This window comes from Idiomarina sp. UBA3176 (genome assembly GCF_002364295.1).
Lineage (GTDB): Bacteria > Pseudomonadota > Gammaproteobacteria > Enterobacterales > Alteromonadaceae > Idiomarina > Idiomarina loihiensis.
In genome coordinates this window covers 134,836-153,958 of sequence record NZ_DEXU01000023.1, presented here as the reverse complement: position 1 = coordinate 153,958, position 19,123 = coordinate 134,836, and the positions used below count along the sequence as shown (strand labels likewise).

Annotated in this window: 23 protein-coding genes and 1 riboswitch; of the genes, 13 read left to right on the top strand and 10 right to left on the bottom strand. The window is 47.5% G+C overall.

Annotated features, from left to right (window positions below):
* Positions 1 to 62 precede the first annotated feature (62 nt).
* The 8 genes from B2U97_RS10310 to ftsB are packed head-to-tail and all read right to left on the bottom strand — an operon-like array spanning position 63 to position 5,559.
* Complete coding sequence (locus B2U97_RS10310; protein ID WP_034820639.1) at positions 63 to 980, bottom strand: peptidoglycan DD-metalloendopeptidase family protein; 918 nt, start codon at positions 978 to 980, stop codon at positions 63 to 65.
* Positions 981 to 1,565, bottom strand: coding sequence for a YqaA family protein (locus B2U97_RS10305; RefSeq protein WP_011233999.1), 585 nt, complete (start codon positions 1,563 to 1,565; stop codon positions 981 to 983).
* Positions 1,562 to 2,203: a protein-L-isoaspartate(D-aspartate) O-methyltransferase gene (locus B2U97_RS10300; protein WP_370543297.1), complete on the bottom strand. Its 642-nt coding sequence runs from the start codon at positions 2,201 to 2,203 to the stop codon at positions 1,562 to 1,564. The genes B2U97_RS10305 and B2U97_RS10300 overlap by 4 nt, the downstream gene beginning before the upstream one ends.
* A complete protein-coding gene (surE, locus tag B2U97_RS10295; RefSeq protein WP_011234001.1) occupies positions 2,203 to 2,955 on the bottom strand; it encodes a 5'/3'-nucleotidase SurE in 753 nt (250 codons plus the stop codon). Before surE ends, B2U97_RS10300 begins: the two co-directional genes overlap by 1 nt.
* Positions 2,952 to 4,004 (bottom strand): tRNA pseudouridine(13) synthase TruD, encoded by a 1,053-nt coding sequence (gene truD / locus B2U97_RS10290; protein ID WP_272988775.1) that lies wholly within the window; start codon positions 4,002 to 4,004, stop codon positions 2,952 to 2,954. Before truD ends, surE begins: the two co-directional genes overlap by 4 nt.
* On the bottom strand, positions 4,004 to 4,483 hold the full coding sequence (gene ispF, locus B2U97_RS10285; RefSeq protein ID WP_034820631.1) for a 2-C-methyl-D-erythritol 2,4-cyclodiphosphate synthase: 480 nt from the start codon (positions 4,481 to 4,483) through the stop codon (positions 4,004 to 4,006). Before ispF ends, truD begins: the two co-directional genes overlap by 1 nt.
* Before the next feature lie 14 nt (positions 4,484 to 4,497).
* Positions 4,498 to 5,259, bottom strand: a complete 762-nt coding sequence (gene ispD, locus B2U97_RS10280; RefSeq protein WP_272988777.1) for a 2-C-methyl-D-erythritol 4-phosphate cytidylyltransferase — start codon at positions 5,257 to 5,259, stop codon at positions 4,498 to 4,500.
* Between the two features lie 18 nt (positions 5,260 to 5,277).
* A complete protein-coding gene (gene ftsB, locus B2U97_RS10275) occupies positions 5,278 to 5,559 on the bottom strand; it encodes a cell division protein FtsB (protein ID WP_011234005.1) in 282 nt (93 codons plus the stop codon).
* A gap of 92 nt (positions 5,560 to 5,651) precedes the next feature.
* Between ftsB and B2U97_RS10270 the strand changes: the two genes are divergently transcribed.
* A complete protein-coding gene (locus B2U97_RS10270; RefSeq protein ID WP_114981402.1) occupies positions 5,652 to 6,374 on the top strand; it encodes a sulfite exporter TauE/SafE family protein in 723 nt (240 codons plus the stop codon).
* Between the two features lie 40 nt (positions 6,375 to 6,414).
* Positions 6,415 to 8,904, top strand: a complete 2,490-nt coding sequence (locus tag B2U97_RS10265; protein ID WP_272988782.1) for a bifunctional diguanylate cyclase/phosphodiesterase — start codon at positions 6,415 to 6,417, stop codon at positions 8,902 to 8,904.
* Position 8,905: 1 nt separating this feature from the next.
* Here the strand turns inward: B2U97_RS10265 and B2U97_RS10260 are convergent, their stop codons facing one another.
* Positions 8,906 to 9,172, bottom strand: a complete 267-nt coding sequence (locus tag B2U97_RS10260; RefSeq protein WP_011234008.1) for a DksA/TraR family C4-type zinc finger protein — start codon at positions 9,170 to 9,172, stop codon at positions 8,906 to 8,908.
* 107 nt (positions 9,173 to 9,279) lie between these two features.
* Between B2U97_RS10260 and B2U97_RS10255 the strand changes: the two genes are divergently transcribed.
* Positions 9,280 to 9,582: a DUF2007 domain-containing protein gene (locus B2U97_RS10255; RefSeq protein WP_034820623.1), complete on the top strand. Its 303-nt coding sequence runs from the start codon at positions 9,280 to 9,282 to the stop codon at positions 9,580 to 9,582.
* A gap of 31 nt (positions 9,583 to 9,613) precedes the next feature.
* Positions 9,614 to 10,036, top strand: a complete 423-nt coding sequence (locus B2U97_RS10250) for an MAPEG family protein (RefSeq protein ID WP_011234010.1) — start codon at positions 9,614 to 9,616, stop codon at positions 10,034 to 10,036.
* A 26-nt stretch (positions 10,037 to 10,062) separates the two neighbouring features.
* Here B2U97_RS10250 and B2U97_RS10245 read toward each other — a convergent pair whose 3' ends face one another.
* Positions 10,063 to 10,719 carry a Fe2+-dependent dioxygenase gene (locus tag B2U97_RS10245; protein WP_272988785.1) on the bottom strand — a complete coding sequence of 219 codons (657 nt, stop codon included), beginning with the start codon at positions 10,717 to 10,719 and terminating at the stop codon, positions 10,063 to 10,065.
* Between the two features lie 88 nt (positions 10,720 to 10,807).
* Between B2U97_RS10245 and B2U97_RS10240 the strand changes: the two genes are divergently transcribed.
* From B2U97_RS10240 to thiS, 9 genes are all read left to right on the top strand, one after another.
* Positions 10,808 to 11,602, top strand: a complete 795-nt coding sequence (locus B2U97_RS10240; protein ID WP_272988786.1) for a hypothetical protein — start codon at positions 10,808 to 10,810, stop codon at positions 11,600 to 11,602.
* A 135-nt stretch (positions 11,603 to 11,737) separates the two neighbouring features.
* Positions 11,738 to 12,130 (top strand): c-type cytochrome, encoded by a 393-nt coding sequence (locus B2U97_RS10235; RefSeq protein ID WP_011234013.1) that lies wholly within the window; start codon positions 11,738 to 11,740, stop codon positions 12,128 to 12,130.
* A 33-nt stretch (positions 12,131 to 12,163) separates the two neighbouring features.
* Positions 12,164 to 13,321 (top strand): multicopper oxidase domain-containing protein, encoded by a 1,158-nt coding sequence (locus tag B2U97_RS10230; RefSeq protein ID WP_034820614.1) that lies wholly within the window; start codon positions 12,164 to 12,166, stop codon positions 13,319 to 13,321.
* 10 nt (positions 13,322 to 13,331) lie between these two features.
* The gene (locus B2U97_RS10225; protein WP_286824246.1) at positions 13,332 to 14,084 is read left to right on the top strand and encodes a formylglycine-generating enzyme family protein; all 753 of its coding nucleotides are present in this window, start codon (positions 13,332 to 13,334) and stop codon (positions 14,082 to 14,084) included.
* Complete coding sequence (locus B2U97_RS10220; RefSeq protein ID WP_011234016.1) at positions 14,077 to 14,721, top strand: SCO family protein; 645 nt, start codon at positions 14,077 to 14,079, stop codon at positions 14,719 to 14,721. Before B2U97_RS10225 ends, B2U97_RS10220 begins: the two co-directional genes overlap by 8 nt.
* 40 nt (positions 14,722 to 14,761) lie before the next feature.
* A riboswitch (TPP riboswitch) is annotated at positions 14,762 to 14,880 on the top strand.
* Positions 14,881 to 14,963: 83 nt separating this feature from the next.
* Positions 14,964 to 16,670: a phosphomethylpyrimidine synthase ThiC gene (gene thiC, locus B2U97_RS10215; protein ID WP_286824248.1), complete on the top strand. Its 1,707-nt coding sequence runs from the start codon at positions 14,964 to 14,966 to the stop codon at positions 16,668 to 16,670.
* Positions 16,667 to 18,190, top strand: a complete 1,524-nt coding sequence (thiE, locus tag B2U97_RS10210) for a thiamine phosphate synthase (RefSeq protein WP_286824255.1) — start codon at positions 16,667 to 16,669, stop codon at positions 18,188 to 18,190. The genes thiC and thiE overlap by 4 nt, the downstream gene beginning before the upstream one ends.
* Positions 18,180 to 18,938, top strand: coding sequence for a HesA/MoeB/ThiF family protein (locus B2U97_RS10205; protein WP_114981411.1), 759 nt, complete (start codon positions 18,180 to 18,182; stop codon positions 18,936 to 18,938). Before thiE ends, B2U97_RS10205 begins: the two co-directional genes overlap by 11 nt.
* The gene (gene thiS, locus B2U97_RS10200; RefSeq protein ID WP_011234020.1) at positions 18,922 to 19,122 is read left to right on the top strand and encodes a sulfur carrier protein ThiS; all 201 of its coding nucleotides are present in this window, start codon (positions 18,922 to 18,924) and stop codon (positions 19,120 to 19,122) included. The genes B2U97_RS10205 and thiS overlap by 17 nt, the downstream gene beginning before the upstream one ends.
* Position 19,123 lies beyond the last annotated feature (1 nt).

The following is a 19,123-nucleotide window of genomic DNA, read 5'->3' as shown; positions in this document are numbered from 1 at the left end:
ACTGAACACCGTGTTACAACACACGTCGACTTCCTTATCTTGTTATTATTATTCCCACATGACTAGCGAGATTTGGGTAAGTAATGCCTCGGATTGACCGACTTACCACGGAAACGAACTTCAAAATGCAATTTCACCCGAGAACTACCGGAGTCTCCCATACGTCCGATAGTCTCACCTACGTCCACCCATTCTTTTTCCTTCACCAGAATGTCTTCGTTGTGAGCATAGGCAGTAATAAAATCATCGTTATGTTTCAAAATGATTAAATTACCAAACCCGTGTAATGCGCTTCCGACATAAACCACTTTCCCTGCCGCCGCAGCGTTAACTGAATCTCCCCTGCTACCGGCAAAGTCTATTCCTTTATTGCCTTGTTCACGCAACGAGAAATCGGCTATTACTTTCCCCGATGAAGGCCAACGCCAAACAATATTATTATTGCTCGGTAGCACCACTTCAGGCCGCTCAATTCGCTGTCTCGGTTGGCTATTGCTACCCTTATCGGTTTGTTTTGCAACCGTTTTTCTTGTGCTTGTTTTTTGACCATACCCTTTCTGTTTCTTATTAGCAACGGGCGTTTTTATATTATTTTGTGCGTTATCAGAGGCTTTTTTATTCTGTTTAGCACTAGCTGTTCGCTGCGCCTTTCTGGCTGTGGTGGCGCCCCGTTGCGGCGCGCTTTCCAGACTCAATTTTTGTCCCGGATAAATAGTGTAAGGTTTTTGTAAATTATTGATTTGGGCAATATCCTGGACATCCAGATTAGCCCGAAAAGCTATTGAATAAAGTGTTTCTCCGGGCTGAACTTCATACTCTTTTTCGTTAATGGAGTTGGCTTCAAAATCGAGGTAAGTTTTACCAGTATAAAGCTCTTCGACTGGAGCAGGTGCCGACCGACCACTACAAGCCTGCAGTAGAGTTATGGCAAACACCAATAATACAGATTGCTTAATTGCCCCGGACGATACCAACATCATTTATACCAACTGCGCTATTACGTACCCAATAATAACCAGTATTACCAGTGTCCAGCCAATGCGGTCAACATATTCACGGAGTTTTACGCCCATTTCCGGACCACCCGTACGTAACAGCCAGGCCACCAGATAAAAACGCATGCCGCGACTGATAGCCGATGCAATAACAAAAGGAAAAAACGCTATCTGCATAACCCCGGCAGTTACCGTAAATAATTTATAAGGAATAGGAGAAAAACCTGCAATAAACACTATCCAGACGCCCCAGTCCGCAAACCAACCCTGAACAGTAACTAGCTTCGACTCGTAGCCAAGTGCCTCAACCGCTGGCAGAACTAATGATTCATAAGCCCAATAGCCCAGAAAGTAGCCTAAAATTCCGCCTGCTACTGAGGCAACTGTCGTCAGAAACGCTAATCGCCAAGCTCTTTTAGGCTGAGTCATTGCCATTGGCGCCAGCATGACATCGGGTGGAATAGGAAATATCACCGATTCCGCAAAACTCAACAGACCAAGAATAATGTCTGCTCTGGGATGCTGAGTCCAGGATAATACTTTATCGTACAGTGCGGAGAACAGCTTCAAACGACATCTCCCTTAACTAAAGGCACGAAACGCACATCACCAATACGCTGTTGCTCCAGCGAATCACCAAAGCGACGCATAACGACAAGGCTCTGCGATTGGTGCTGCTCGCCGACCGGAATAATCATCACGCCGCCGTCGGCAAGCTGATCGACTAAATCCTGAGGTATGTCGCTGGCCGCGGCGGTAACAATAATGCCGTCGAACGGACCTTTGCTGCGCCAGCCCTTCCAGCCATCACCATGACGCATAGCAACATTATGTAAATCCAGCTGACGCATGCGGCGCTTGGCCTGATACTGCAACGTAGCAATGCGCTCAACACTAAAGACTTTATCAACCAACTGAGCCAGAACCGCCGTCTGATAGCCTGAGCCGGTGCCTATCTCCAGCACATTTTTACAATGATGCTGCATTAATAACTGCGTCATTGTTGCCACCATTAATGGCTGCGAAATTGTCTGCCCATTACCAATGGGCAGCGCCGTATTTTCATAGGCTTTGTGAGCTAACGACTCGGGCATAAACAGATGTCTTGGGGTTTCAGATATCACCCGTAAAACCTCTTTGTTGGTAATACCGAGATCCTCTAATTGTTGAATCAGTCGCTTAACCCGCGACTGCCCATTACTAATCATCATTTTTGTTGTTCTAACCAGTCTGTCAGTGTATCGGTGTGGCGTTGAGCCGTCATATCCAGGCTTAACGGTGTAATTGAGATATAACCTTCATGAATCGCGGTAAAGTCGGTATTAGGCTCATCACTTGCATGATGCCCAATGGGTCCATACCAAAAGATTTCGCTGCCAAAAGGGTCACGGTCGTGAACCATAGTCTCTGCGCGATGCCGACGTCCCAATTTAGTCACCCGGGTACCTTTTAACTTATCGTAGGTCGTGTAAGGCACATTGATATTCAGTACCGTATCAAGCCGCAGCGGATCGTTTTCCATATTTGCGACAATTTCTGCCACGACCCGCCCGGCGGTATCATAGTAGTCGTGTCCACGACCACCCATCGATACTGCAATGGCAGGCAGTCCCATAAAGCGCCCTTCCATCGCGGCCGCCACCGTGCCTGAGTACAACACATCGTCACCCATATTAGGGCTGTCATTAATACCCGACACTACTAAATCTACGTCTTCAGCCATCGGCGAGTTAGTGCCTAAATGAACACAGTCTGTGGGCGTACCATTAACAGAATAGAAACCATTATCCAGCCGACGCACCCGCAAAGGATTATGTAAGGTTAACGAATTACTGGCACCACTGCAGTTGCGGTCCGGAGCTATCACTCGTACATCTGCCACTTCTTTTAAAGCCTGGTACAACGCGAGAATACCCGGCGCATGCACGCCGTCATCATTACTTAATAAAATTTTCATCATCTGGATTCACCACTTAAGTCGACAATTTCATTCAATACGGTTGTTGCATAAGCACCGGACGGAAGCGTAAAGCGAAGCTCTGCGTCCTTGCCCTGCCAACTAATTTCGGGGTTTTCTACGCGCAACAGAATAGTCCGGCGAGCCGCCTCTACGCGCAGCTTTCTGAGCGCCTGTAACCAACTATCGAACGGTTGTAATAAACTTTGTTCAAAGGCGTCGGCTTCCCCTTTCACTAAGGGTTTATTTGTGCTTCCTGCTAGAGGTGCCGTTAAGTAAATATTGTTATTTGCCAGCCGCTGTTTAAGTTCGTCGTCCCATTGCGCTACGGTAAAAACCGACTGCGAGCCTTCCAGCATGACACAATCACCAGTCAAAGTTCCTTCTATACCAAACTGACGTATTCGCTCAGCTACTATCTCGTTGAATAAATAGCTGCGCAGTGCAGACAAATAGAGGCTTCGCTTGCTGCGGCTGATACGCGGGGGGCGGCTAGCCATAAGCCAGCGCTCAGCTTGTGCAACGTTATCTCCGCTGCGGCCAAAGCGCTGTTCGCCAAAATAATTTATTACGCCCTGCTCACTCACACCTTGCCAGAGGTTTTCAAGTGCCTCGCGGGAGCTGACATTAGCTAACCTGATAACGAAGCGGTTCGCACGGTGAAACCCCGTCTTTAATTTCTTGGTTCTGCGTATTACCCGCTCAACCGACATTTCTTCATCGGTTAACTCATTCCAATTGAGCGTTTCTTTGCCGGGTAGTTGAATGGAAAACCATTGCCAGGTCACTGCCTGGCGATCTTTTAATCCGGAATAACTGACATTTCTTTCTGATACTCCGGCAAACCGGGCTATTTTTTCTGCACAAAAATTTGTATTAGCCCCGGTTTTTCTAACCCAAAGCCACTGGTGCTCACCTTCACCGTCATCAATAACATCCAACTGCTCAATAACCTGAAAATCTTCCGGCGTCTGTTTAAATTCGGCCTGCGGTCTGTCGCCTTTATGTAAACGCGGTAAATCAGCCAAAGACACTTGTGAGGGTGCCAACATTAAAATGACTCCATCAGAACCACAGCATGACAGGCAATACCCTCTTCACGCCCCACAAAGCCTAATTTTTCTGTCGTTGTCGCTTTGACATTCACATTGTCGATGCAGGTTTTTAAACACTGGGCAATGCTGGCCCGCATATCGTCAATATGTGGTGCCATTTTCGGAGCCTGAGCTACAATGGTTACGTCAATGTTACCCGTCTTAAACTCTTTTTCCTGACATAGACTTACGGCATGACTCAGCAATTCGGTACTATCCGCCCCGGCATAGCGTTCATCGGTATCAGGAAAGTGCTGGCCAATATCACCTAACGCTAAAGCGCCTAATACCGCGTCGGTGACAGCATGCAGAACAACATCTCCGTCGGAATGAGCGACAAGTCCCTGATGATGCTCAATTTCAACACCACCTAAAATCAAAGGCTTATCAGAGCCCCAACGATGAACGTCATAACCATGACCAACACGGATTTTCATGAACGATGCCCTCTTTAATTTTTATGATCATTATTGTCCGCTAATAACCAGTCGCGAACACATTCAAAATCTTCCGGGTGAGTCACTTTTAAGTTGCGGATAGAGCCAGGAATAAGCGCCGGCTGGAAACCACACCACTGCATAGCAGAAGCTTCATCAGTTAACTGAGGGTTTAATGCCCCCATATGCTCTATGGCTTGTTGTAAACGCTCTGCATTAAAAACTTGTGGTGTCTGTGCCTGCCACAACGCTTCCCGATCAACACTGGATTCTATATGGGTAACGCCGGTTTCATCATTAACAGAGATAACAGCGCGTTTTAAGGAGTCTCTTACCGGAATGGCAAGAATTGCGCCTTGAAGGTCCTTTAATCCGGTATTAATGACCGCTGTTAGTGCCGTTTTAGGTAAGCATGGGCGTGCCGCGTCATGTACCAGCACATGGGTAGCCCCTTGCGAAACAGCAACTTTAACTCCAGCCAATACGGATTCAGCGCGGCTGTTGCCGCCTGTCACAAAATGAACCTTTGTTGGCAGGCTCTTTTTAAGTTCAATAAGGTATTCAGCATTAGAGTCAGAAACCGCAACGAAAACCTGTTCAACCCGCGCATCCTTTAATACGGCTTCGATGCTGTACTCCAGCAAAGTCCGGTTAGCGACCATCAGAAACTGCTTAGGGATGTTAGCCTGCATCCGGCTTCCGCTGCCAGCTGCAGGGATCACAGCCATTAACGAATCAATCTGGCTTTGTGCGTGGCTTTCAGACTCACTTTTCATCTCGCTCACCCGCTCAGGCTATGGATTACGATCAGGTACAAGACGGAAGAAAACTTCATCCTTTTTTACCATCCCTAGTTCGTTACGGGCACGCTCCTCCAGCGCATCCTCCCCTTCGCGCAAATCTTCAATATCTGCGTAAATGAGTTGATTGCGTCTTTCCAGATTTTCATTCGTATTTTTCTGATTGCTGACTTCTTGCTGCAACCGCCAATAATCCGGTAGGCTATTTTTGCCAAACCACAGACGGTATTGTAACGCAAGGAACAAGGCCAACAACACGACCAGAGTCACCCGCATGCTCAGCTCCGTTGTTTTTCCTGTTATCATTATGAAGACTATTGACGTGACTGAAAAGCCGTTTTCAGCATTATAAGACAAAAGAGGTTCATTTGGAGTATTTCGCTGCCGCAATAGTATTTTTCTTCGCAGCTTTGGTTCAGGGGGTAAGCGGTTTTGGCTCCGGTTTGTTAGCCGTCCCAATTCTGGCGCTGTGGTTCCCTATTAGCGTACTTACGCCTGCACTGTCTGTCATTAATATCGTGATTGGCGGCTGGATCTACTGGAAAAACAGAGAGGCGGCTCGCCCATCTCAGTGGAAATGGTTAATTTTTTCAGGCGTCATTGCTTCTCTGGTATCGGGATCTTTGCTGTTAAGCGTAAACGAACAGTTTATTAAACTGATTCTTGGTTTTGTCATACTGGCTGTTGCGCTCGCTTTGGCTAGCGGTAAACAACTCCCTACGGCTGAACATGCGCCCGGACATATTGCGGTAGGTACAGGCTCTGGCTTGCTCAACGGGTTAATGACGTTAGGCGGGCCTCCTATTGTTTTATTTCTGGCCAATGCCCGTATCCCAAAACAACAGTTTCGCGCTACACTCAGTCTGTTTTTCTGCTGCATTGCCATGGCAAACGTCGCGAATTTCTCACGCCAGTCTATTTACGCAGAGCCCCATCTCTATCTGGTACTCGCTTTACTACCTTGTGCGCTTATAGGCGCCAGCGTGGGACAAAGACTTCAACAGCATGTATCAGAACAACGTTTTAGACAATTTACTCTGGCACTAATGATACTTTCGGGACTCAGTGTCGTATTGCAAAGTATTAAATAGTTTTAGTACTCCAGCCAACGGCTCTGGTAAAATTAAATTTATGCTTGAAACCCTGTACGCATTTTTCGATTTGGGTCAATTTTCCCAGTCCCCTATAAATGGCTCCCATAACCCGGGGTTAGTCATACTCTCCTATTGTGTCGCGCTGCTAGCTTCTTATACCGCGATACTCACACTGGAACGTGTACAAATATATCAGGCTAAGGTTGCTCGCTACAGTTGGTTAATTGTCAGCGCAGTTATCTCTGGCGTTGGTGTCTGGAGTATGCATTTTATTGGCATGCTGGCTTTTGAGCTTCACCTGCCCATGAGTCATGGCGTGTTGTTAACGCTTATTTCAGTTGTTCCGGCCATTGTCGGCAGCTTTATAGCAATGAAAATTCAAATGTCTTTGTCATCGGTGCGTGCAACACTCATCGCCGGAACTGTTTTGGGCGCCGGTATTGGCCTGATGCACTATACCGGAATGGCTGCAATGGAAATGTCAGCCCACCTTCGTTATGACCCTCTCTGGTTTGTACTTTCGGTATTTGTCGCCGTATCGTTGGGCATCATAGCTTTATTGGCATATCGCCATTATAAAAAATCGGAAAGAACCAGCTGGTTCAGGCGCAGAAGCGCACAAATTGTTGTTGCCGCCATTATTGCTCTGGCTATTTCTGGTATGCACTATACCGCCATGATAGCAGCCAATTTTTACCCTACCCGGGCACCCGATGCGGTATTCAGCGGCCATGGCAACTGGCTGGCTTACGTTGTCGGAATTGGCTCGTGCTTAACCGCTATAATGGCCATTATAGCCTCTCAGATAGACAGACGCTTGCAACAACAGCAAAAGTTAGCCCAAATGTCTGCAGAGCAACTTTATGAAGTTATTAGTGCCATAGATGACGGCTTGCTGCTATTCGACGAACACAACCGTGTTTTGTTAGCGAATCAGGCATTTACGCGACTTACCGGAGATGACCTGGAACGAATAAAAGGCAGTAAACTCAATATTGAAGACTATATTGAGCGCTCAGATAAGTTACTGGAGGATATTAAGAACTCACTAGCCCGCAGAGTTGCCTGGCAAGGTAAAGTTAATGTAAGAAAACGTTCTGGTACGACTTTCCCTGTTCGCTTAAGTATTTCAGAAGTACGCTATAACCAACAGAAAGAACGACATTTTGTAGCAACGGTCACAGACATTAGTGCAGAAGTTGAATCCAGTGAACGTATTCGTTATCTGGCTTACAACGATGCGTTAACCGGGTTAGCGAACCGCCGCTCTTTGTTGGATCATTTGCAAGATCAGCTCGCAACTTATAAAGAAGCAGGCCAAAACGGCGCGTTAATTCTCTGTGATATCGATAAATTTAAAATACTGAATAACACCCTGGGTTCGGATATGGGTGATTTACTGTTAAAACGCGTGGCAGAAAGGCTGCAAAGTTCGACGAAAGCCAACTCATTCCTGGCGCGTTTGAGCGCGAACGAATTCGCGGTCGTGCTAACCGGACTTGAGCGTGGTAATTCAGTCAATATAAAACAGCAATTGCTGACCCGAATTTATCAATTGCTGGATCAACTGCAACAGCCCTATCAGCTCAACAGCTACACGCACCTTTGCTCCTTTAGCGCAGGCGCCTCCCTGTTTGACGACAGCGAATCAAATGCTGAAACCTTAATGACCCAGTCAGGCCTGGCATTATCTCACTCAAAACGCAAAGGTGCGGGAGAAGTCTCACTGTTTCGTCAGGAGTTTGCTGATGCAGTAAGTAAGCGAGTCAAACTGGAAGAGCAACTGCGTAATGCAATAAAACAGAACGAATTCGAACTTTATCTGCAACCTCAGGTAAATATTGAGTCAAAGCCCACCGGAGCTGAGGCGCTCATCCGCTGGAAACAAAGTGATGGCCGCTTTGTTTCTCCTGCTGACTTCATTCCTTTAGCCGAGGAAACCGGCTTAATTGTTCCTTTAGGGTACTGGATTACTGAGCGTGCCTGCCAAATTCTCCAGCAATGGCAACAGAGCCCTGAAAAAGCAAAGATGCAACTGTCGATTAACGTCAGTGCCAAACAGTTTCAGCAGCCCGAGTTTGTTGAGCAGGTTCAACTTCTGGTAGAGAAGTACGAGATACGGCCTCATCGATTAAAGCTAGAGCTCACTGAGAGTTTGCTGATGGACGACATTTCCAGCGTAACCAATAAAATAAAGCAATTAAAGCGCCTTGGTATTGAGTTCGCGCTGGATGACTTCGGTACGGGTTACTCGTCGCTTTCTTATCTTATGCAAATTCCGTTCGACACCCTGAAAATTGACGTATCTTTCGTACGTAACATGCTGGATAGTATGGAAAAGGCTCAAATTGTTTACACTATTATTCAGCTAGGAGAAAGCCTTAAACTGAATATTGTTGCTGAGGGAGTAGAAACCGAAGAACAGTTTAATTATTTGGCGCGACTAAATTGCGATACCTTTCAAGGTTACCTGTTCAGCAAACCCGTACCTGAGTCTGAATTTCTGGCAGATAAGACAGCCCCATAGCTTAACGTAACTGGCTGTCTTTACTTCCACGCCGGTTAAAACCCGCTTTGTTTGAGTCCTGCTTGTCGAGTTCCGCCTGACATTCCACACACAGACGAACACCAGGAATCGCTTTGCGCCTGGCCTCCGGAATAGGCTCGCCACATTCTTCGCAAAACTCCAGACTTTCCCCGCCGGTAAGTTTGCTGCGTACACGTTTTACTTCATCTTCGGTACTGGCATCAATTTGTTCCTGTACGGCACCATCGTGCGACCAGCCACCCGCCATATACAACTCCTTAGAAAAATGGAGAACACAAACAGACGCTGAGTCTGATACATTAACTATAACGTAAAAATACATTGCTATTCAGGTTTTACCTATAAGAAACGCCTATGAAACTTATTTATACCCATGAAAACAAACTATTAGTGGAAAACGCCCGTAACCTATTACAAATGGAAGGCATTGAAACAGTTATGAAAAATGAGTTTTCCAGTGGCGCCGCTGGTGATTTAGCGCCATTGGATACCTGGCCTGAATTATGGCTTGTTGATGATACTCAACTCGCTGTCGCAAAAACACTGATTGAAAATATGGAAGAACAAGCGAACGGCCCGGACTGGCGTTGCAATAATTGTCAGGAAATTAACGGAGCCGCTTTTGAAGTATGCTGGAGTTGCGGTAGCCCAGCTTAACCAAATCATACGGAACAAAAGGAGACATAAAATGAACGGAAGTGAAACTTATACAATGGCTTATTGGGGCGTACTCATTGCTCTGGTCATTTTGCTGGTTCAATGGGTTATTGCCAGCGGTCAAAAAGCGAAACAACCCGGTGCCGTTCCGGGTAAAATCGACGACTCACTGAGTCATTCATCTTTTGTGTTTCGTGCTCACCGCACGCTAATGAACTCGTTAGAAAACTATCCGCTGATGCTGGGCACAGTATTTCTGGCCTTCTTCATAGGTGTCAGCGCTTTCTGGACAGGGATATTTATCTGGATTTTCGCTATTGCTCGCTTAATTCACATGGTTCTTTACTACGCCATAGCAACGGAGAAAAACCCCAGCCCCCGCAGCTATTTCTTTATGATTGGGCTAGCAGCTAACGTTGCTTTGCTTATTTTGTGCGGTGTCACTCTGGTTTAAAAGCCGTTAAATTTTTTCTGGGCTGATCACACATCAGCCCATTCTCTTAACAGGTTATGAAACACCTTGGTCAGGCGATCAAAGTTTTCAGACTTACCGTTTGCATCAAATTCAGCTTTCAACGATTGTTCTATATCAAAGAGTAGCTCCCTGTAATTCGGCTGTTTAACCAAGCTTTGCACCCAGCCTATCATTGCCAGCCGGGAACCTTTAGTCACCGGATTAACCCGATGCAGGTAATGGCTCGGATACATAAGAATATCCCCCTGCCCAAGCCGCCAGCTCCGCTCACCACTGGCATCCTCAATAACCAGCTCTCCGCCTTCAAAATCCGATAAGGGTGACAAACCCAGCGTAAAAGAAATATCGGTTCTTACCCCGTTCATTAAGGAGTCGTCCATGTGGGTACCGTAGTACTCTCCCTGCTGATATCGGTTTATAGTCACCCGCGCCACCTGCTTTGGCCGCATAACCGATTGCACCAGAGCGTTTTGCTGAAGCCTGTCCAGCAGCACTTGTGTAGCTGCCTCAGACTTTTTACCCGACAGTTGCTGGTTATTTTTTACACCTTTCGCTGCCCAGCCTGCGGTTTTCTTACCATCACTAAACTGCCCGGCATCAAGGCCTGCAACAATACTCTTTACCGTATCTGTATCTACGGCATTGCTAATTTGTAATATCATTATTCCACACTTCTAACTTGCGAATAGTTATCATTTCTGCAAATATACATTAGTTAACTCTCGCAAAAAAGCATACTAAGGTCTTTATATGTTTGAAAAGAAAAAAGTTTGGCTTGGCGTTGGCAGTGTTCTGGCCACCACAGTAGCAGCATCACAGGTAACAGCAGCGCCACTGACTCAACCGGGCGCGGCACCTTCCATGTTCATGGCTGCCCCTATGGCAGAAGGCGAAATGGCCGCTCCTGAAATTGATTTAAACACCAATGACACGGCTTTTCTGGCTCAGCTCGGTTTTATTCGCGGCCATTTATGGGTGGGAATGAAACTGTACGAGCAAGGCCACATTGAAATGGCTAAAACTCACATGAAACACCCGGGTGACGAGCTCTATAGTGGTCTCACTGAAGCATTTGAAGCACGCGGCTTACCCGGATTTGCCGAACCGTTAAATACCCTGGCGGAAAGTGTCATTAATGATAAAAATGAAGGCACGGTCATGAACAACTACAAGGCTCTGCTGGACTCTATCAGCGCTAATGAACCTATAGCTGACATGTCAGCTAAAGACGTCATATTGAGTGTTTCATCAATGCTAATGGTAGCCGCCGACGAGTACGCTATAGGCATTCAAAATGGCGAAGTCACTAATGTTCACGAATATCAAGACGCCATGGGCTTTAAAGAAATTGCGCTTGAACGCTTAAACCGTATTAATGATAAAGAAGCAGAAAAAGCTGAAGAAGCCATTAGCGAAACCCGCAAGGTCATCAGTAACCTTGAAAACCTCTGGCCTACTACTACCCCAGAAGGTGAATTTGAGGGAGATCCTAGTAAAATTTACGGTGCTGCCTCTCGTATTGAACTGGAAGCACGCAGCATTTAATACCTACCAACCTGCATTCGGCTTACTTCTTTTACACATAAAGGAGTAGGCCTGAGTTACCCCTTCATTTCACTCGCAAAAGCTCATTAAAGCAGTATTCTAAAGGCATCTTAAGTCAATTACGAAGGTGTCGTTATGAGCATTCAGTCTCTTTGCAAAATTTCAGTCATTGCCGTGTCATTAGCTGGCTTGTTTATGAGCCAGTCAGCCAACGCAGGCGAAGGCGAAAACGTTTACAAAAAATATTGTCAGGCATGTCATCAACCAAATGGCAAAGGCATGCAGGGCGTATTTCCTCCGCTGGCAGGAAATACAAATATCAAAGATAACCCCGACTACATAGCTAAGACAATTATCAATGGTAAGTCCGGCGCGCTAACCGTTAACGGAACAAATTACAACGGAGCTATGCCGCCCATGGGTTATCTGAAAGACGCCGATATCGCGACCTTAGCTAACTACATCAATACCGATCTTGCAGGCGGCAGTGAGACTATCACAGCCGAAGCCGTTGCCAGTTTGCGTTAAACCTATTTGTTATCAGTTAAAGGAAAAATAATTATGAAAACTCTAAGCTTATCAATTATCAGTGCCTCTCTTCTGGCTGCTATGGCGTCAGCGTCAGCTCCGGTTAATGCGGAAGAGCTCAGCCTTAAGCACGACAGCGAATATGTCATTGATGGTAAAATCTTTGGATTACCAGAAGCTAAAGTCTACCGCGAAGACTACAACGGCCCGGCGGTTGTTGGCGACTATCTGACTCAGGTTCCAAACATAGCGAAACTTGACTACGAAGGTAACAAAACTCATGACATACGCATGGATGTTTTCTCTCAGAAAATAGAAGTAGCACCGGGAGTAACCTATTCGGCCTGGACATTCGGTGGCTCAGTACCCGGCCCGGTATTGCACGTACGTGAAGGTGACCGTGTTATCTTCAAAATGAAAAACCGCTCTGACGAAGAAGTGACTATTACTAAGCCAGTTAAAAATGGTGCTCCATTCATTCAGCAACTGCAGGCCAACGGTTATCAGAATAACCAGCCAGTCGTTAACCCAATGCCCCACTCTATGGACTTTCATAGTGGCACAGTAGCAGCGGAAGACAAATGGCGTACCATTTCTCCGGGTGAAACTATTGAGTTCGAATGGATAGCCAACTACGCGGGTACTTATATGTATCACTGTGGTACTTCCAGCGTACTCATGCACACAGCTATGGGCCAATACGGCGCCGTTGTGGTATCTCCTAAAGATGGCTACCCAACTGACAAAGACGTTGATAAAGAATTCGTTCTGGTTCAGTCAGAGCACTATTTGGAAGAAGCCTCAGAAGGTAACTACATCTATAACCACGGTGCAGCTTTAGACCGCCAGCCAAGTCATGTGACCTTTAACGGACATGTTGCAGCACTTAGCGACAACCCTTTACGAGCGAACGAAGGTGACCGTGTGCGCTTACATGTTTTAAACGCAGGTCCTTCAGGCACTTCCAGCTTCCACGTAATTGGTGCGATTTTCGACCGCGTCTGGTACGAAGGTGATCCGCGTAACGAATGGTATGGCATGCAAACCGTGCTGCTGGGTGCCAGTAACAGCGCAACCATTGAATTTATTGTTCCGGAAGAAGGCATCTATAAGTTGGTCGATCACGAATTTGCTGATGCAGAGCGTGGCGCAGCTGGTGCATTAATTGCCGGTCCGCGTAAAGAGAAATAAGGGGAAACTTATGGTTAAGTGGCTTGGAGTTGCAGGTGTTTTATTGTCACCCTTAGTGCTCGCTGATCCAGTTCTGATCAATGGTGGTACTTTCGAACCTCCGGTCTTACTGGACAAAGAGCGCCTCAGTATAGAAATGGAAAGTTTCATGCTGGACGCAACCCCTGTCACTAACCAAGAGTTTCTGGAATTTGTCATTGAACAACCTCAGTGGCAGCGAGACAACATCGCTGCCCTATTCCATGATGGAAATTACCTGAAGCATTGGGATGATAATACTGGATTTGCTAAAGGCAAAGACAACGAACCCGTCACTTATGTATCCTGGTTTGCCGCACGCGAATACTGCTCCGCACAAGGTGGCCGTTTGCCTGGTCTTAACGAGTGGGAGTATGCGTCGGTCAAATATCGGCAACAGCAGAACATCAGCGACGATGATTATGCCCGTAACCTGTTTGCCTGGTACAGCCAGCCACACAGTGCGAAACAACAAACCGTCGACCCAAATGCTGAGCAATTGATGCACATGCACGACCGTGTCAACGAATGGGTAGACGACTATCAATTATTATTAACCAACGGCGATGACGTCGATTTGCTCTCCGGCTCATGTGGCGACGGAGCGCGCTTTATGTCGAGTTTTAGTAACGCCAATTACGCCACATTTTTCCGTTATCAGTCACGCAGTGATTACGCCCCGCAAAGTGCGACCAGCACTATGGGTTTTCGTTGCGCATACGACCTGGAGAACGACCATGAATAAATTGCTAAAATTGACCGCCCTGGCCTCTTTGATCTTTGCTGTCCAGTCTTTTGCGCAGGATCACTCGCATCACAATATGCACAAGAATCAGACAGCTAACGACCACAGCAATCATACGGCAATGAACGCAGCAGAGGTCTCTCACTCCGAGTCGGTATACCAGATAGATGCTACCTGGAACACGCATAAGAATAGCCAACTCAAGCTTTCAGAACTTGAAGGTCATCCCGTTATTCTTTCCATGATTTATGGCAGTTGCACCACCGCCTGCCCAGTGTTGGTCCATGACGTAAAACGTTTATACAGCAAGCTGGACGAAGACACTAAACAGCAAGTTAAGCTCGTTATGGTGAGTTTTGACACCGATCGCGATACACCCGAGGCACTCGCTGACTATGTTAAGCAGTATCAACTTAACAATGACAACTGGCTGTTTCTGAACGGTTCGGAGCAGGATATCAGAACCTTAGCTACAGTACTTGGCGTGAGGTATCGACAGCGTCCGGACGGTGATTTTGATCACAGCAATTTGATCACTATTCTCGATAAACAAGGGCTTATTGTTGAACGCATAGAAGGCCTAAGCCAGCCAATGGAGAAGCCAGCTAACGTTGTCGCTAAACTGGTTAACGATTAACAGCGGTTGCATTCGCTCTAAGATTTTGTTCCACTAAAAAGGAATCTTGTCGGAGTGCCGGTAGCTTTCTTAATGAAGTTACCGGCTGAGACCGCAATTGCGGGATCCGTTGAACCTGATCAGGCTAATACCTGCGAAGGGAACAAGAGAGCATCAGCATGACACGACCGTTGTTTCTGCGCTGATGTTCCTTTCAACACTCCTGACAAGCATCTCTAACATCAACAAAATGAGAGAATGCTATGTCAACTGCACCATCGAATAACCGTTTAAACCGCCAACAGGCTGAATCCTTCTTATCATCACTATCCGGGCATTATTACCCTAATTCCAGCCGTGAATTTATTTCAGGCAGCAACAAAGACATCCAGGTCCCCTTTCGTCGCATTCACCTTAGCGAAACCCTGCACCAGCCCACACCGGACGTGAAGTTACCACCGAACGAGCCGGTGGACGTGTATGATACGTCCAGCGTCTACGGTGACCCGGAAGCTGCAATTGACGTAAAAGTGGGTTTGAAAAAGGTTCGTGAGAACTGGATTCAGGATCGCCATAGCGAGAATCAGCAATATAATCAAGGCATTACGCAGTTAGCTTACGCAAGGCGCGGCGTGATCACCCCTGAGATGGAGTTCATTGCACTGCGCGAGAATATGGGTCGGGAGCACCTTGAAAACCCCATAACGCCGGAATTTGTGCGCGACGAAGTCGCCAGTGGACGCGCGATTATTCCCGTTAATACCCACCACCCCGAATCAGAACCAATGATTATTGGCCGCAACTTTTTGGTTAAAGTGAATGCCAACATTGGTAACTCATCGGTTAGTTCGTCTATTGAAGAAGAAGTCGAAAAGCTGGTATGGGCGACTCGCTGGGGCGCTGATACCGTAATGGACTTATCTACCGGCCGTAATATTCACCAAACCCGGGAATGGATCTTACGCAACAGTCCAGTGCCTATTGGTACTGTGCCTATTTATCAGGCTTTAGAACGGGTCAATGGCGTTGCTGAGGATCTGAGCTGGCCAGTATTTAAAGACGTACTGCTGGAACAGGCTGAGCAAGGTGTGGACTATTTTACGATTCACGCCGGCGTACTGCACGACTTCATTAAACTGACTGCAAAGCGAGTTACCGGCATAGTCTCCCGTGGCGGTTCGATAATGGCGAAATGGTGCATGGCGCACCAGCAAGAAAGTTTTCTTTATCAGCACTTCCGCGATATCTGCAAAATTTGTGCGAAATATGATGTGTCGCTGTCTTTAGGTGACGGCCTGCGCCCCGGTTCCATTGCCGACGCCAACGATGAAGCTCAGTTTGCTGAACTGAGAGTACTCGGCGAATTGACTCAAATTGCCTGGGAGTACGATGTACAGGTGATGATAGAAGGCCCCGGCCATGTGCCCATGCATAAAATTCAGGAAAATATGGATGAGCAGTTAAAGCACTGTCACGGCGCGCCGTTCTACACCTTAGGGCCGCTAACCACCGATATAGCACCCGGTTACGACCACATTACCTCAGGTATTGGTGCTGCCATGATTGGCGCGTTTGGCTGCGCCATGCTCTGCTATGTTACCCCGAAGGAACACTTAGGCTTGCCTAACAAGGAAGATGTAAAACAGGGGATGATCGCTTACAAAATAGCGGCTCATGCGGCCGATTTAGCCAAAGGACACCCAGGCGCTCAGGCGAGGGATGACGCTATGTCAAAAGCCCGCTTCGAATTCCGCTGGGAGGATCAGTTTAACCTGGCGTTGGACCCGGTTACAGCTCGCAGCTATCACGATGAAACACTGCCTCAGGATTCGAACAAAACCGCGCAGTTTTGCTCCATGTGCGGTCCTAAGTTCTGCTCCATGAAAATTTCTCACGAGGTACGTCAGTACAACCCGGACACTCGCATTGATGTAAAAGTGAAAGACGCGGCGACCGAAGGAGTAGAATGATGTCGGTACCTGTCGTATGGACCCTCGCAGGTTCTGACAGCGGCGGTGGCGCAGGCATTCAGGCGGACTTGCACACGTTCCGTAGTCTGAACCTGCATGGCTGCAGTGTCATAAGCACAATTACCGCCCAAAACTCTGTTGCAACCACCGGGTTATTCCCGTTAGCTGCTGACGCCGTTCGTCAGCAGTTGGAATGCCTGCAACAGGACATGCCGCCTGCTGCGATAAAAATTGGGTTGCTTAGTAATGTGCAACAGCTTCAGTGTGTGGCTGACTTTTTAAAGCAATGGTCTGATCCCCTTCCCCAGCCTTTCGTGGTCTGGGATCCGGTGGTTGTCAGCACTCAGCAGGATCGCCTGTCGGAGCTCAAGCCTCAACATTGCGCGGAGTTATTCCCGCTGGTTGATATTATGACACCGAATTTGGATGAACTCAGTTGGTTGAGCGGATTAGAGGTTACTGATGAGGACTCAATGTATCGCGCTGCAGAACAACTCTTTCAGGCCGGACTGTCCCGAATTCTGGTAACAGGCACCGATTTTGGTCGCGCCGATGAAATCTCTGACTATTACCTTAGCTCCGATGGACATACCCAGTACATTCAGCAGAAGTTGAGAACAAAACACAGCCACGGAACAGGCTGCACCTTGTCTTCAGCCATTGCCGCGGCGTTAGCACATGACTATCCACTTGAGGACGCCATAACAGTCGCTAATGCCTACGTGCATCAGGGCCTGATTGAGGCGAAAGGTATAGGCAGAGGACCAGGCCCTGTTGCTCATACACACTGGCCACAGCAAATTGACCATTTTCCAAAGATTAATACGCCGGAGTTGCCCTGTGTTGACCTCCAGTTTCCCAGTCTAGACCAGGAACCCGGATTGTATCCGGTAGTGGATTCTTACGAGTGGATAGAAAAGCTCTTAAAACTGGGCATTAAGACACTGCAACTGCGTATTAAAGATCCTGATGCTCCTCAGTTGGAAACCGCTATTAAAAAAAGCATTCAGCTGGCAGAGAAATATTCAGCGCAGTTGTTTATTAATGACCACTGGCAACTGGCTATTAAGCACAACGCTTATGGCGTGCATTTAGGTCAGGAAGACTTAACCGAGGCTAACCTTCACGCTATTCAGCAAGCAGGGTTGAGGTTGGGCATTTCCACTCACAGCTACACCGAGTTATTAATTGCTCAAGCGTACACGCCATCTTACATCGCGTTAGGTCATATTTTCCCAACTCAAACCAAGACTATGCCATCCAAACCGCAAGGGCTGCAGCGACTACGCCGCTATGCCGCGTTATTAGCGCCAACGAACATACCGACAGTCGCTATTGGGGGTATTTCTTTAAAGCGCGTAGCTGCCGTAAAAGCTACCGGAATTAACGGCATAGCGGTTGTTAGCGCTATTACTGCTACGAGCGACGTCGAGCAGGCTGTTCGTCAGTTACTGACTGCAATGGAAGCTGAAGTTAAAGCCGAAGTTAAGGAAGAAAGCGAGGTTGCCTATGCTAAGTAATGAGCAACTTCTGCGTTACAGCAGCAACATACTGATGAAAGAAATTGGCGAAACCGGACAACAGCGTTTGCTCAAAAGTCATGTGCTGATTATTGGCTTGGGTGGTCTCGGTTGTCCTGCCAGCCAATATCTGGCGTCATCGGGCGTTGGCCAAATCACACTGGTCGATCACGACACAATAAGTCTCAGCAACTTACAGCGCCAAACACTCTATTCCAGCGACGATATTGGTTTGTCCAAGGCGTGGCAAGCTGGTCATTCTTTGTCGCGGTTAAACCCGGACATTCGTATCACCGCTATTGAAGAAAAGGCCTATGAAGGCAATCTGGACGCGCTCGCCGAACAAGCCGATTTAGTCCTCGACTGCACCGACAATCGCGAGACCCGGTACCTGATCAACCAAAGCTGCTACCGCCTGAACACCCCGCTCATTTCTGCTGCGGCGCGCGGCTTTAACGGGCAACTCATCGCGTTAAATCCGGGGCAATCGCACGGCTGTTATCAGTGCCTTTATCCCGACGCTGTTACCGAGCCACTGAACTGCAGTAACGCGGGTATAGCCGCTCCTGTTGTGGGCATTATGGGATCCAGTCAGGCGCTACTGGCAATTAATTATTTTACCGGACATAAGCTTGCCTGGGGTTACCTGCAAACCTTCAATGGCTTATCGCAAAACTGGCAACAACTCTATTTACCGCGGGCCGCTTCATGCCCTGTATGCGGAGGTCAAAATGCGCATTCAAATTAATGACAAAGATTTTGAGATCACTGAAAAAACCAACTTATCGCAGCTACTGTCTGCTCAGAACGTCGATACCTCGGCCGTTGCCGTCGCCTTAAACGGACAGATTATACACCGCGAGCAATGGCAACAGACTGAGCTTAAAGACAACGATACCATTACACTTGTTCAAGCCGTGGCCGGAGGTTAAA

Excerpts from the sequence above, each read along its gene's own strand:
- B2U97_RS10240 (WP_272988786.1), top strand. The coding sequence starts at position 10,808 with ATGTTTGAAAAGAAAAAAGTTTGGCTTGGCGTTGGCAGTGTTCTGGCC.
- truD (WP_272988775.1), bottom strand. The coding sequence starts at position 4,004 with ATGTTGGCACCCTCACAAGTGTCTTTGGCTGATTTACCGCGTTTACAT.
- thiE (WP_286824255.1), top strand. The coding sequence starts at position 16,667 with ATGATGTCGGTACCTGTCGTATGGACCCTCGCAGGTTCTGACAGCGGC.
- ispD (WP_272988777.1), bottom strand. The coding sequence starts at position 5,259 with ATGAAAAGTGAGTCTGAAAGCCACGCACAAAGCCAGATTGATTCGTTA.
- B2U97_RS10225 (WP_286824246.1), top strand. The coding sequence starts at position 13,332 with ATGGTTAAGTGGCTTGGAGTTGCAGGTGTTTTATTGTCACCCTTAGTG.
- B2U97_RS10230 (WP_034820614.1), top strand. The coding sequence starts at position 12,164 with ATGAAAACTCTAAGCTTATCAATTATCAGTGCCTCTCTTCTGGCTGCT.
- thiS (WP_011234020.1), top strand. The coding sequence starts at position 18,922 with ATGCGCATTCAAATTAATGACAAAGATTTTGAGATCACTGAAAAAACC.
- B2U97_RS10245 (WP_272988785.1), bottom strand. The coding sequence starts at position 10,719 with ATGATATTACAAATTAGCAATGCCGTAGATACAGATACGGTAAAGAGT.
- ispF (WP_034820631.1), bottom strand. The coding sequence starts at position 4,483 with ATGAAAATCCGTGTTGGTCATGGTTATGACGTTCATCGTTGGGGCTCT.
- B2U97_RS10265 (WP_272988782.1), top strand. The coding sequence starts at position 6,415 with ATGCTTGAAACCCTGTACGCATTTTTCGATTTGGGTCAATTTTCCCAG.
- B2U97_RS10250 (WP_011234010.1), top strand. The coding sequence starts at position 9,614 with ATGAACGGAAGTGAAACTTATACAATGGCTTATTGGGGCGTACTCATT.
- B2U97_RS10260 (WP_011234008.1), bottom strand. The coding sequence starts at position 9,172 with ATGGCGGGTGGCTGGTCGCACGATGGTGCCGTACAGGAACAAATTGAT.
- ftsB (WP_011234005.1), bottom strand. The coding sequence starts at position 5,559 with ATGCGGGTGACTCTGGTCGTGTTGTTGGCCTTGTTCCTTGCGTTACAA.
- B2U97_RS10255 (WP_034820623.1), top strand. The coding sequence starts at position 9,280 with ATGAAACTTATTTATACCCATGAAAACAAACTATTAGTGGAAAACGCC.
- B2U97_RS10220 (WP_011234016.1), top strand. The coding sequence starts at position 14,077 with ATGAATAAATTGCTAAAATTGACCGCCCTGGCCTCTTTGATCTTTGCT.
- thiC (WP_286824248.1), top strand. The coding sequence starts at position 14,964 with ATGTCAACTGCACCATCGAATAACCGTTTAAACCGCCAACAGGCTGAA.
- B2U97_RS10310 (WP_034820639.1), bottom strand. The coding sequence starts at position 980 with ATGATGTTGGTATCGTCCGGGGCAATTAAGCAATCTGTATTATTGGTG.
- B2U97_RS10235 (WP_011234013.1), top strand. The coding sequence starts at position 11,738 with ATGAGCATTCAGTCTCTTTGCAAAATTTCAGTCATTGCCGTGTCATTA.
- surE (WP_011234001.1), bottom strand. The coding sequence starts at position 2,955 with ATGATGAAAATTTTATTAAGTAATGATGACGGCGTGCATGCGCCGGGT.
- B2U97_RS10300 (WP_370543297.1), bottom strand. The coding sequence starts at position 2,203 with ATGATTAGTAATGGGCAGTCGCGGGTTAAGCGACTGATTCAACAATTA.
- B2U97_RS10205 (WP_114981411.1), top strand. The coding sequence starts at position 18,180 with ATGCTAAGTAATGAGCAACTTCTGCGTTACAGCAGCAACATACTGATG.